The sequence below is a fragment of the Mucilaginibacter sp. P19 genome (assembly GCF_050632265.1).
GTDB lineage: Bacteria > Bacteroidota > Bacteroidia > Sphingobacteriales > Sphingobacteriaceae > Mucilaginibacter > Mucilaginibacter gossypii.
Genome location: NZ_CP192586.1, coordinates 179,746 through 192,252, shown reverse-complemented (window position 1 = coordinate 192,252; position 12,507 = coordinate 179,746). Strand labels below are relative to the sequence as shown.

Below are 12,507 nucleotides of genomic sequence, written 5' to 3'. Positions count from 1 at the left end.
GGCTTCTTTTGCCGTGAAATACCCGCCGAAGAAATAAGCGATGATATAACAGGAAAGACTGGCCCACTCCGGAAGTGATTTGACAAAATGCAAGCCCCAGCCTGCACCCAGCGCAATGCCACAGAGGATTGCAAAGATCAGCTCGGTATTCTTTCCGAAAATACCGCTATGCTCGTGGTCGTGACCTTCTTCGTGTTCATGCCCCTCTTCATTAGGATCGTGACCTTTTTTTCCTCTTTATCTTCCGGGCGGCTAATATCCACCCTTGGATGTTCGTGCTTGTGCCCTTTATGGGACGCTGCGTTTTTGCTTTCCTGTTTTTTCATGGTTTACTGGATTTTATTCTTCTTCACTGTTTTTTAATTTGCTCAAAAGGTCATATGCGCCCTTGGTAACAATCTGGCTGTTCGCCGGAATAGATGCCGGTAATTCAACACCGATATAACCTCCTTCGTTTACACCGGTAGTAACCTCTGCCATTTTAAAGCGATAAACTTTGGTGTCGCCATCTTTTCGCTTTTCGGTATCAGTACCTGACATTAAAAATACATATTGTTTACCCTCGAAATTGACGATAGCCGATTCAGGCAAAGCCGGGGTTTCACTTTTGCCGGTTTCAATAAAGGCCTTTACATAGGTGCCTGGCAGGAAGTTAACACTGCCCTTAGCGATGCTATGGATACGAATGGTCTTATCGGCATTGATCTCTTTGCCCACCAGCGATACGATGGCCCGGCGCTCGGTTGAATCATTGGTTAGCGTGAACCGGACATTCTGACCTGGCTTCACCTTTTCCGCATCGCGTTCAAATACATTCAGCTCCACATGCAGATTATTGCTGTTCACGATCTCCAGCATAATATCATTCGGGTTAACGAATTTGCCCACATTGGTATTCACCTTGGTCACATAGCCACCGATGGGTGCATAAATATTAACTGTACTGCGAATCGCACTTGGCGTTAATTTTGAAGGGTCGATATTGATCAGTTTCAAGCGCTGACGTAAAGCGGCTTCTCTTGCCATCGAACTTTCGTAGTTAGCCTTGGCCTGCTGTAAAACTTTGGTAGCGGTGACATTTTGTGACGCCAAGGTTTGCTGACGTTTGTATTCTTCCGAATTGAGGTCATGCTGGCTTTTGCTATCCAGGTAATCCTGCTGTAATTGTACATAGTCCTGGTTCTCTAAAACCGCGATCACCTGACCTTTACTTACGACAGAGCCTTGCAGCACCGGAATAGATTTAACGATACCGCCCATTTGCGTACTGATACTAACCAGGTCCTGCGGAGGCACATCGATAAAGCCGTTCACTTTTAACACGCCGCTCAATGCTTTCGGGCTGACATTTTCCAGCTTAACGCCGAGCGTATTGTATTGCGCCTCGCTGATCTCGGCGACATTACTTTCTTCTTTCTTCTTGGTCGTATCAGCCTGGGCGGGGGTTTCTATTTTACCGCCGCCGCAGCTGCCGAGCGTTAGGGCCAGTGAAGCGATCATCATTAGCCCTGTAAATTTTATGATTTGTTTTTTCATTTCTTTAATTATAAACCGGTCAGGTATTGCAAGTCGTAAACAGATTGATTATATTGATTAAGTGCCTGTAAATAGGCCAGGCGGATATCCGAGGCGGTTTTTAAGGCCTGGACAAATTCCACATAGCTGATCTCTCCATTTCTAAAAGCGATTTGCGCCTGTTTAAGAATTAGGTTAGCATTTGGTAAGGCACTTGTTTCATAATAAGACACTGAGCGGTCGTTTTTTAATAATTGGTGATAGGCCTGCTCATATTGACTGGATAAGTTTTTCTCATACAATTGCAGCTGTGTCTGCGAAACCTCCTTTTGAATACGGGCTGATTTTACACGCGCCGCATAAGGTTTGAAAAACAGTGGAATGGAAACCCCAGCCTGTACACCCTGGAAGCGGTTTGCCCCGGTAAAATTCCGGTCAACACCATTTACATTCTGAATACCCATAATGGACTGGTTAAAATAACCGATCGTAAAATCGGGTCCTGATTTAGCCTTCTCCAGATCAATATTGCGATCGGCCAAAATGATCTGCTGACGCTGGTAGGCCAGTTGCGGGTTCTGATTGATAGCACTATCCAGGTGCTTAAATTCTGCTACCGCTTTTTTCAATGCGCCATGGTTCAGGGTTACTGAATCGGTGGTGTTCATCAAGCGCTGTAGTTCAGCACTTGCCGCAGCGATATCACCATTATTGCGGGTCGTTTGATTGCGGATCTCATTTAGCTGCGTTTCCGCCGTTGTTTTTTCCAGCAGGTTACTTGCACCGGCTTTGTAGCGTACCGAAGCTGCACGATAGAATTCGTTGTAAATCGAATCCTGCCGCAGGTAAAGATCACTTAAAGCCGTAAAATAGGATAACTGTCCATAAGCCTGCCTTACCTGGTAACGCAATTGTGACTGGGTTAAAGTCAGCCCTATCTGTGCATTTTTTCTTGCGCTTCAAAGACCTGGCGCTGGCTTTTAAATAAGCCGGGGAAAGGAATGCTCTGCTGGATATTGATCTGATTATCCCTTTTGATACTGTTAAACTGACCGTACTGCAAATTCACATTGGTTTTTCCCAGGTCGAAAGCGCTCCCTTTTAGGGCTGTTTGCTGATTGATCTGTAACTGGGAGGAACGCACGCCGAAATTATTGGTCAGTGCCGTATTCACCGCCTGATCCAGGCTGATAGGACCGCCCGGTGTTACACGGGTCTGTGCTTTAGCGGATGATAACCCGAATCCCAGGAACAACAACAAGGTAGCGATCACTTTAGCCGCCTTACCGCCTTTGCGGTCACTGCGCGACTTTTCAAAATAAGTATATAACACGGGTAATACAATTAAGGTTAATATCGTGGAGGTCAGCAAACCGCCGATCACCACCGTTGCCAGCGGTTTCTGTACTTCGGCACCTGCCGCTGATGATATCGCCATCGGCATAAAGCCTAAAGAGGCTACCGTTGCGGTCATCAACACCGGGCGTAACCTTTCGGCGGTTCCTTCCAATACAATTTTCTTCAGGTCGGTCAATCCGCCTTTTTTCAAACGGTTGAACTCGGTGATCAATACGATACCGTTTAACACGGCTACCCCGAACAAGGCAATAAAGCCAACACCTGCTGAAATACTGAATGGCATTCCTCTTAATAGCAAGGCGAAAACACCTCCGATAGCTGCCATCGGAATAGCAGAAAATATCAGGACGGATTGTTTGATCGAACCAAAAGAGAAATACAGTAATAACAGTATAAGCAGCAAGGCTACTGGTACAGCCACGGACAAGCGGGCAGTTGCTTCTTTCAGATTCTCAAATTGTCCGCCATAGGTTACATAATAACCCGCCGGCATTTTGATCTGCTGATTGATCTTGGCTTGTATCTCGGTAACTACGGACTGAATATCACGCCCGCGCACATTCAGGCCAACCACAATACGACGCTTGGTATCTTCACGCTGTATCTGGTTAGGGCCAACCTGGAACTCCACACTGGCTAATTGTTCCAGCGGCACCTGGTTCCCATTAGGTGCGGTCACATACAGGTTCTTCACGTCATCGATACCCTGGCGGTTTTGATCTGATAAGCGAACAACCATATCATAACGGCGCTCACCTTCGTAAACTAAACCGGCCGATTGCCCGGCGAAAGCCGCGTTGATGGCCGTATTGACCGTAGCTACGCTTAAACCATATTGAGCAACTTTATCGCGGTCGATCTTAACCACGATCTGCGGCAGGCCGGTGGCTTGCTCGATATACAGATCTTTGGCACCGGAAACACTACTAACGATCTTGCCCACTTTCTGCGAAAGGTCGGCCAGCGTTTGCAGGTCATCACCAAATATCTTGATACCGATATCCTGGCGTACACCTGAAATTAGCTCGTTAGAACGTAATTGGATAGGTTGGGAAAAACCAAAGGTCACACCCGGTACATTTTCCAGTTCCTTAGCCATCAGGTTCGCCAATTCTTCACGGTCATGTGTCGTGGTCCATTCTTTTTTATCTTTCAGGATCACGGTGAGGTCGCAGGCATCCATCGGCATAGGGTCCGTTGGTATCTCGGCGGCACCGATCTTACCGATCACCTCTTTAACTTCAGGGAATTTTTTAACCAGTATCTGTGAGGCCTGGTTAACCTTATCGATAGTCTGGGAAAGTGAACTGCCGGTAAGCAAGCGGGTTTCTACTGCAAAATCCCCTTCTTCCAGTGTCGGGATAAATTCCCCGCCCATACGGGTAAAAGTGAATACCGCAGCAACCAGTAAAACCACAGAAACAATGATGATCTTCAAACGATGGTTCAGCGCACCAATGATCAATGGCTCATAACGTTTGTGAATGGCATCCATCATTTTGTCTGATATATTTTTGCCGTTCTTCGGCTTTTTACTCAGAAACAAGGAAGAGACCATTGGCACATAGGTCAGCGATAACAGGAATGCGCCGATAATGGCGAAGGCTACGGTTTCAGCCATCGGCCGGAACATCTTGCCTTCAATACCTACCAGTGCCAGGATCGGGAAGTACACGATCAGGATGATGATCTGTCCAAAAGCCGCAGCACTCATCATGCGCACTGCCGAGGTTTCCACCTGTCCATCCATTTCCTCCTGAGTGTAAGCCTTGGCTCGTTGTTTGGCGTATAAAAGATGCATGGTGGCTTCAACGATGATCACCGCCCCATCAACGATCAAACCAAAGTCGATAGCGCCCAGGCTCATTAAGTTGCCGGAAACACCGAAAAGGTTCATCATACAGATGGCAAAAAGCATGGCCAACGGGATCACGGAGGCGACCACTAAACCTGCACGGAAATTGCCCAGGAATACGACCAGAACGAAGATCACAATAAGCGCGCCTTCGATCAGGTTTTTTCAACGGTGCCAATGGCACGGCTAACTAACGCACTCCGGTCAAGGAACGGTTCTACGACCACCCCTTCAGGTAAGGTTTTGTTGATGCGGGCTATTTTCTCTTTTACCGCTGTTACCACATTATTGGCGTTAGCACCTTTGAGCATCATCACGATACCACCGACAGCCTCGCCGCTGTTCTCTTTAGAGGCGCGGGTCAATGCACCGTAACGGATAGAGTTGCCGATATTAACGGTAGCGATATCCCTTATTAATACGGGTGTGCCGTCTGTATTATTTTTAACTACGATCTTACCGATATCATCGGTCGAACCCACCAGACCTTCACTGCGGATAAAGTAGGCGTTGGGTTTTTTATCGATGTAAGCGCCACCTGTATTTTGATTGTTTTGGGCCAGCGCATCAAATACATTATTAATGCCCAGGTTAAAACTGCGCAATTTATCAGGGTCCAGGGCGATCTCATATTGTTTCAACAGACCTCCGAAACTATTCACCTCGGCGATGCCCGGTGTTCCTAACAACTGGCGGCGGACGATCCAGTCCTGCACACTGCGTAATTCACGCGCGTTGTATTTGGTCTCATAACCGGGCTTGGCATGAATAACATATTGATAGATCTCGCCCAAACCGGTGGAGATCGGTGAGATTTCGGGATTCCCTAATCCGGCTGGAATATTGTTCTTGGCTTCCGACAGCTTTTCGTTCACCTGCTGCCGTGCCCAGTAAATATCCACATCATCGTGGAATACGATGGTCACTACAGACAAGCCAAAGCGCGAAATGGAACGCACTTGTTCGATTTCGGGAATAGTAGCCATGGTCTGTTCGACCGGATAAGAAATGAGCCTTTCGACTTCCTGTGTTGCCAGCGAAGGGCTCAGCGTGATGACCTGAACCTGATTATTCGTAATGTCAGGAACGGCATCTATGGGTAATTTTTTGAGTGACCAGATCCCCCAGGCGATAAGCCCGAGCGTGAAGATCCCGATCACCAATTTATTGTTGATGGAAAAATGAATGATCTTATTCAGCATAAACTTAATCTAATGCTTGGATAAGATATGACAGTACCTCTGTATGATCCCGATCATCGCCAATAACATGAAAATGGTGATGATGGTCAGGCCTATGATACGGATGATACGCATCCATAGCGGCCTGTGGGACTTTTTCTTCTTCTTTTTCTTTTTTGAGTTACAGAGGTACGCTTAGCAGGTGTTAACCTGTTTGTTGCCATACCGGTACAAGTAAAACATGAAATAATAAACTTGCCGCAAAGGCGCGTCGGCTACGACGCAAGCGGCGAACTCGGAAAGTTTATGCGTTTAGCTTGGGCGGTTGCCAAATATTAGCTGGTCGGGTAACCGGCTTTTCAGGGATCATATAGACTTTAATGGAGGTGTAGGTAACCATAACTGGTTTAAAGACCATCTTGCTATGGATGACTACCTGCATATTGCAGCAATTGCAATGGCACATCGGCGGGCACTGATCCTGAGTTGGTTTGGATTGGTGCTGCTTGGTAAAAATGGAGGAAATGAAAGAATTGGGCGCACGACCAACGGTATCCTTACATGGCTCTAAGTCCAGAGTCAGGAAAAACATCGCCAATATGAAGCACATCCATTTCATTTCGCTGCAAAGATATTAAATCACTATTTAAAATTATAATTAATAAGTTTGACTTTTATCATAACCAGATACGTAACAACGATTTATACGGTTTGTTTATAAGACTTTACCTTATATCCCTTGTTACAGTTTTAACAACTTTTAACAATTCAACATGAGCTACCAGGCGGAACTGATCATTTTAGGTAAGATATTATTAGCGGCCATCCTCGGGGCGATCATCGGTTATGACCGCGAAAAACACGGGCGGGATGCGGGCATACGCACCTACGCTGCGGTTTGCGTTGGTGCAGCGATATTCACTTCCATCGCTGCTCACTTAGGGGATACCGCAGCGGCATCCCGTATTGTGGCCAACATTGTAGTAGGCATAGGTTTTCTCGGTGCCGGTATTATTTCCCGCGATCCGGCCGGCAAAGGGTCCCAAGGCCTGACCACGGCCGCAACAACCTGGTGTACTGCCGCCGTTGGCGTAACGCTCGGCCTGAATGAATTTCTGATCGCTGTTGGTACAGCTGCTCTTTTATACTTCCTTCTTTCCCTACACCACCAGCGCTGGTATGTGAACTGGAAAAAACGCATTGCTGAAAAAGAAGCGGATTAAATCCGAAACATCTCCGCTGTCAGGATATGTTGTTGTCCATAATTATTCTTTACCATCAAGGTGCCTGTTAAGGGAAAATCCTTTTCGATGGTGCCTTTCTCTGTATATACTTTTACTTTCAGCGTTGTGTTCAGTACCTTATGTACATTGCTGTCCCTGATAATCAATGATTCCAGTTTATAAGTCCGCGTTTGTCCGGCAAAAATTTTAGGCGGGTTATCATAGGTGACAATTTTATGTTCGCCATCGATCCTTCCGGTCACATCAAATCCGGTCGAATTAACCGGGTAGTGGACTTCGATACTATAATCAGCAAAAACCCCATCAGTTGGATTTTTAAATTCAAGCGAAAGATCAAATTCAATATTCGTGTATTGCTGCGCGAATTGGCTGCTGTTATTGACATGACTAACCAAGCCCAGTATCTCCAGGTTTTTCTCCGCTATGGAAAACTTCGCGATTTCCTTTTGGGCCACTTCAGGCTTCCTGACACCTACTGGTGAAAATTTAATCACCTGTTCATCTTTTAATTTGGCAAAAAGTTCATTGAGGCGAGATCGGTCAGACAGGTCGATAACCTGGCGTCCTTTAAAGAACAGTGGGAAAATATCATCATGAATGCCATCAAACGAGATCAGGATATATTTATTAGGATGAGCATCCATGTCCTTTAAGATCAGATTATACTCATTTCCAACGCCCCCTTAAAGGCTTCTGCTTTTTGCTTATAACCTTTTGACAACACGACAATCACCTTTTTATAATCTGTCATGATCTGGTGCATCATTTTGGTGAAATCAAGGGCTGATTGCGCTTGTGAATGCATAATGTCCATCTCGGCATTAAATCCCTCATCGCGAAGAAAATCAGTAAATGAAATAACTTTTTCATTATGCTCCTGGCTATCCCAGCTGTAGGTAACAAATACTTCTTTTTCTGTCAATTCGCTAACGACTGGTAAAGCTTGTTTTTTTGATGAGCCGATCAGTCCTTCATCTTTTAAATGTTGTATTCCTTTAACGCTGATGCTGTATCGCAGATCAAGTTCATTTCTTCCAGGTAATGAAGCTATGGGCGGGCCGGTTTGAGAAATTCGGTTAAGCAATCCGCTTTCTGTCAGTCCATCTAAAAGGTCACGAAAACTATCCAGTCCACCATCCGGCATTAATTCCAAAAAGAAATCGCCGAACTTTATAGGATGTAATTTTGGATAAAGTTGCAACAGGATATAATTGATATAATCTTCCCTATTTTTAATATTATCTCTGGTCATGGTCATTTAATCAATCAGGTTCTTTAGAAGCGATAAAAACAACTTCTGAAAGGCTAATTTAAAGAACTAAATCTGGTAGCTCCATTTTTAATTTCCACATTACTTATTCCATTATCTATTATTCGGTCCCCTTTGGGCCATGCGCTACGCTATATCTTTTTCAAAGGATGCCGCTGCGATCATTGACCGGGTGCTTCGCCATTTTCGCTTTGCTGCAAACTGCGAACCCGAAATCCCTTAAAAAGCAATTTAAGCCTGCACTGGTTGACCACGCTTTGCCGGGTCAAGCTGCATTTGTCTTTTGCTTGCATTTTTTGATTGATCAATTCCGCCCCCGCTTTTTCGAATGACGATACAAATATTCCTGAAGGTACAGGTAAAAGCAGGCTATGATCCTTCGGACGCCTCGGCCGGCAATTGTAGCCGGCAGGGCGGTCTGCTTTTACCTGTATAAAGATCCGGGCCTCCCCGCGTTACACGAAAGATCTTTCCAGGGATAGCCTTTCCCGACATTTTTAAGAGTCTTCATTTAGCCTTTGCTGAGGCAAATTTATACCTCTTCGGCAAGCAAGGCCAGGCTTCGTGACCGAAAAAATCTCCACACCTCCGCTGCGCTCCGGGTAGTATTTTTTCTATGTCAGCCTTGCATGCCAGCCCCCCGCGCAAATTTTCTGCCTCTATCAAAGGCCAAATGAGGTTTTCCGCCGAATGGCCATAACAGAATGTTTAACGCACTTAATTAAAAAAGTCATGGAAATCACAGGAAGATTGGTAGCAGATGCTACCGTGAGAGCAGTCAACGAGGACAAAAAAGTAACAGGTTTCAGGGTGGCGGTTAACCGCACCTATCAATCTAAAGGCGAACGCAAGGAAGAAACCGCCTTTGTGGATTGCACCTACTGGCGTGGGGAGGGTATCGCACCCTATTTAACTAAAGGCATGTTGGTTCAGCTATCGGGATTTATGACCGCCGAACCGTGGGTAAGCCGTGACGGTGAGCCAATGGCAAGCCTGCGGTTTCGTACCGAGCAAATCCAAATGCTGACCAAATCGGCTAATTAACCTAACCCAAGTTAACAAAGTATTTAACCTTTAAAATTTAAGAAAATGGCACACAATCTTTTTTATAACGAGCAAACAGAGAAAGTTAGTTTTTTCAGTGTAAAGGAAAAAGCATGGCACGGGTTAGGGCAGATCGTGGAAGATTACCCGACCAGTGCGGAAGCGATACGCTACGCAGGGTTAGATTATTCCGTTGAAAAACGCCCCTTGTTCACCAACTCCCTGCCCAATGAACTGAATGAAATGGCCGAAAGTATCGCATTTCCTAAAATTGATGTACCTAACTTTTTTGCTACCGTTCGTACCGATAACAATTCGGTTTTGGGTGTGGTTGGCAAAGACTACGAAGTCGTACAAAATGCCGATGCATTCCAATTCTTTGATGCTATCGTAGGTGGCGAAAGCGGTATCAAGTACGAAACCGCAGGCGCATTGGGTAAGGGTGAGCGCATATTTATTACCGCCAAACTGCCCGATTATATTAAAGTAGGTAAACAGGATTTAATTGAGCAGTATTTATTCCTGACCACCTCGCATGATGGTTTTGGTAGTATTACCGCAGCTTTTACACCAACCCGTATCGTTTGTAATAATACCCTGAACGCTGCCATGCGTAACCATTCCGGCGGTATCAAAATACGTCATACCGCTTCGGCTAATGACCGCCTGAAACAGGCGCACACTTTAATGGGCATTTCCCATGTAATGGCCGAAGAATTAGAGGAACTGTTTAATCATTGGACAAAGGTACGCATCACAGATACGCAGGTGAAAAAATTGATACAGGTAGCAATGGCACCAAATAAGGAAGTAATCACCAATCTGGAATTGGGTTTGGTGGATAAGCTATCTACTACCTACACCAACATTGTAGATAACGCCTACGCCTATGCAATGGGTGACCCGACCCAACAAATGGAAACGACCGCAGGGACATTGTTCGGCGCATATAATGCGATTACAGGCTACTACCAAAACGTGCGCAACTTCAAGGATGGCGATGCCAAATTCAAGTCCATCATGGATGGCACAGCCAAACAACGGGGACAGGTAGCTTTTGACCTTTGCGGACAGTTCGCAAAAAATGGAGCGGAAGCGCTAACCCTGAATTAATGAACGGTGCAGGGGAGCAATTCCCCTGCTTTTTACTCACCCTTAAAATGGTTATATGCAACCTTTAACGCTGATGAATAACGTAGCGAAAGCAAGGCTTTTGCACAGTTTACTAAGAGAGGAAATCCCTGAATTTTTGGGTTATCTGAATGAATTAACAGAAACGGTATTAAATGACCAAGAGCATATCCGCAAGGAATGGGATAACGGTTTTTTAAATGTAGAAATGTGGTTTGAACTGGCTGAAAGGGTACAGGCCATTATGGCTAAATATCCCAAGGATTTATACAGGTCGCCCAACGTGTTCGCTGACCAGTTATTCGATGGGCATTTGGCGATTTTTACCCGCCACGCACTCAACCTTTACGTCAAACTGGAAAAGCAGACCGACCCGAAATTTAAACCTGCCGTTGAACTTTTATTTACCTGATTATGAAAACACATCACAGCTACACCATTCCCTGTGGATTATTGCTGATTGCAATTTGCCTGTTTATCCGCTATTGTATCGGCCGGCGCAGGTTCAACCGCAGGGGGATTGCAGGATTACAGACATTCAGCAGTTACCGCCGTTTTGTGGTCACTACCACTATCGAACTGATTTTAATGATAGCCGCTAACCTGTGCGGATTGGCAGGTTTGTTTTTACTGGCTGTCGCAGGCATTAACCATTTAAAACTATAAGCCATGAGCATATTAGCCAATAAGACCGAAAGAAAAGCCCTGCGCATTTTGGGTAAAACCCTCAAATTCTTTGACCAAACTGCACTCTTGAATATGAGTGCGGTAGATGCCGAAGAAGCAAGGCAGGCCGAGAACCTGATAAAGGGCATCATTGAAAGTAACGGATTTACCGCCCGAACCCGCAACGGCAACTACATTTTATTTAAAACACTTTAAAATCAAGAACCATGAAAACGAACTTTTTTGAACAGATAGCAGGATTGCAAATCAATGGAAACCTGCTTTTAAATATCCACCACGATGAAACAGGAGTGATAACCGTTTCAGCAGTATTGAAAAAAGGAAACATTACCGCAACCGCAGGGAACAGCCTGCCACCCATGCTATTCAAAGGAACAGCTACCGAACTGGACGAGGGATTTTTTGGGCAGTTCGCACAGCCTGTTAAACAAACTGTTGGCATCATTAACAATTTGAAAACTTACCAAAAGGAACTGGAAAAAGCCAAAAAGAACGGCAAGCACGATAAAGATAAAACAGCCAAAGGGGGTGCTACTGAACCCGAGGACGACAAGGACGACGAACAAAATTTATTCAGTCCGCAGGTTGACGACACCGAAGCCAAAGCGGAGAAAAAGCGATTTTTTGATGATGCAATGGAAAAATCTAAGGAACTGGCTAAACAGATGAAGTATGCCGAAGCATTAGCGCAATTACCTGACCCTGCCGATTACGCCGATAAAGCGGAACTGATAGATAGCAGGCGCAAGGAAATTGAAGCAGGCAAAGAGATTTACGACAAATTAGCGAACCAATTTAAAGACTAAGCACCGCCATGAAAACACTGATATTACCGAGGGTATTTCTGCACAAGGAAAACGGGCAGGAATTAAGGTTATCCGACCCCAACGACAATTTTACCATTACCGATGTACAAAACTTTTTTGCAGGTACATACCCCGTGTTGACCAACGCCAAAATTATCGGGCCTGATATCATCAATGATGAAGCTGTTTACCGATTTGAAAGCACGATGGGAACGAAAGGATAACCATGAAAAAGAACATAAAGAACCGAGTGATTAAAATCAATACCGAGAGTAACCAATGGAAAATACAGCAATTGTTCGGAGAACTGGCGGTCAGGTTAGACCGTCTGCCCGATGCCGACGAGGTAAGGCGCAACCCTTTACGAAGCGCACCCGCAGGGCTAACGGAAATGGTTTTTTGAACCATAGCTTTA

At 45.4% G+C, this 12,507-nt stretch carries 14 protein-coding genes and 1 pseudogene; 9 read left to right on the top strand and 6 right to left on the bottom strand.

The window, feature by feature from the left end:
• Positions 1-137: 137 nt before the first annotated feature.
• The 4 genes and pseudogenes from ACQ86K_RS00910 to ACQ86K_RS00895 all read right to left on the bottom strand — a co-directional run bounded on the left by ACQ86K_RS00910 (position 138) and on the right by ACQ86K_RS00895 (position 6,502).
• Positions 138-326, bottom strand: coding sequence for a hypothetical protein (locus ACQ86K_RS00910; protein WP_431199581.1), 189 nt, complete (start codon positions 324-326; stop codon positions 138-140).
• Positions 327-339: 13 nt separating this feature from the next.
• Complete coding sequence (locus ACQ86K_RS00905) at positions 340-1,536, bottom strand: efflux RND transporter periplasmic adaptor subunit (protein WP_431199580.1); 1,197 nt, start codon at positions 1,534-1,536, stop codon at positions 340-342.
• An 8-nt stretch (positions 1,537-1,544) separates the two neighbouring features.
• Positions 1,545-5,931, bottom strand: a pseudogene (locus ACQ86K_RS00900) (CusA/CzcA family heavy metal efflux RND transporter).
• Positions 5,932-6,214: 283 nt separating this feature from the next.
• Positions 6,215-6,502 carry a DUF6660 family protein gene (locus ACQ86K_RS00895; RefSeq protein ID WP_431200767.1) on the bottom strand — a complete coding sequence of 96 codons (288 nt, stop codon included), beginning with the start codon at positions 6,500-6,502 and terminating at the stop codon, positions 6,215-6,217.
• Positions 6,503-6,683: 181 nt separating this feature from the next.
• Here ACQ86K_RS00895 and ACQ86K_RS00890 point away from each other — a divergent pair, with 181 nt between their 5' ends.
• Positions 6,684-7,133: an MgtC/SapB family protein gene (locus tag ACQ86K_RS00890; RefSeq protein ID WP_431199579.1), complete on the top strand. Its 450-nt coding sequence runs from the start codon at positions 6,684-6,686 to the stop codon at positions 7,131-7,133.
• On the opposite strand, the gene ACQ86K_RS00885 is transcribed toward ACQ86K_RS00890, so the two are convergent.
• Together ACQ86K_RS00885 and ACQ86K_RS00880 are read right to left on the bottom strand one after the other, a co-directional pair.
• The gene (locus ACQ86K_RS00885) at positions 7,130-7,798 is read right to left on the bottom strand and encodes a hypothetical protein (RefSeq protein ID WP_431199578.1); all 669 of its coding nucleotides are present in this window, start codon (positions 7,796-7,798) and stop codon (positions 7,130-7,132) included. The two genes, ACQ86K_RS00890 and ACQ86K_RS00885, sit on opposite strands and share 4 nt — an antisense overlap.
• A gap of 11 nt (positions 7,799-7,809) precedes the next feature.
• The gene (locus tag ACQ86K_RS00880) at positions 7,810-8,406 is read right to left on the bottom strand and encodes an SEFIR domain-containing protein (RefSeq protein WP_431199577.1); all 597 of its coding nucleotides are present in this window, start codon (positions 8,404-8,406) and stop codon (positions 7,810-7,812) included.
• Between the two features lie 750 nt (positions 8,407-9,156).
• Here ACQ86K_RS00880 and ACQ86K_RS00875 point away from each other — a divergent pair.
• The 8 genes from ACQ86K_RS00875 (at position 9,157) to ACQ86K_RS00840 (ending at position 12,495) form a co-directional block, all read left to right on the top strand.
• Positions 9,157-9,468, top strand: a complete 312-nt coding sequence (locus tag ACQ86K_RS00875; protein ID WP_431199576.1) for a single-stranded DNA-binding protein — start codon at positions 9,157-9,159, stop codon at positions 9,466-9,468.
• 45 nt (positions 9,469-9,513) lie between these two features.
• Positions 9,514-10,581 (top strand): DUF932 domain-containing protein, encoded by a 1,068-nt coding sequence (locus tag ACQ86K_RS00870; protein ID WP_431199575.1) that lies wholly within the window; start codon positions 9,514-9,516, stop codon positions 10,579-10,581.
• Positions 10,582-10,654: 73 nt separating this feature from the next.
• Positions 10,655-11,011, top strand: coding sequence for a hypothetical protein (locus tag ACQ86K_RS00865; RefSeq protein WP_431199574.1), 357 nt, complete (start codon positions 10,655-10,657; stop codon positions 11,009-11,011).
• A gap of 2 nt (positions 11,012-11,013) precedes the next feature.
• The gene (locus tag ACQ86K_RS00860; protein ID WP_431199573.1) at positions 11,014-11,265 is read left to right on the top strand and encodes a hypothetical protein; all 252 of its coding nucleotides are present in this window, start codon (positions 11,014-11,016) and stop codon (positions 11,263-11,265) included.
• A 3-nt stretch (positions 11,266-11,268) separates the two neighbouring features.
• Complete coding sequence (locus tag ACQ86K_RS00855; RefSeq protein WP_431199572.1) at positions 11,269-11,481, top strand: hypothetical protein; 213 nt, start codon at positions 11,269-11,271, stop codon at positions 11,479-11,481.
• An 11-nt stretch (positions 11,482-11,492) separates the two neighbouring features.
• Positions 11,493-12,092: a PRTRC system protein E gene (locus tag ACQ86K_RS00850; protein WP_431199571.1), complete on the top strand. Its 600-nt coding sequence runs from the start codon at positions 11,493-11,495 to the stop codon at positions 12,090-12,092.
• Positions 12,093-12,100: 8 nt separating this feature from the next.
• Positions 12,101-12,316, top strand: a complete 216-nt coding sequence (locus ACQ86K_RS00845; protein ID WP_431199570.1) for a PRTRC system protein C — start codon at positions 12,101-12,103, stop codon at positions 12,314-12,316.
• Between the two features lie 2 nt (positions 12,317-12,318).
• Positions 12,319-12,495 carry a hypothetical protein gene (locus tag ACQ86K_RS00840; protein WP_431199569.1) on the top strand — a complete coding sequence of 59 codons (177 nt, stop codon included), beginning with the start codon at positions 12,319-12,321 and terminating at the stop codon, positions 12,493-12,495.
• Positions 12,496-12,507: the final 12 nt, after the last annotated feature.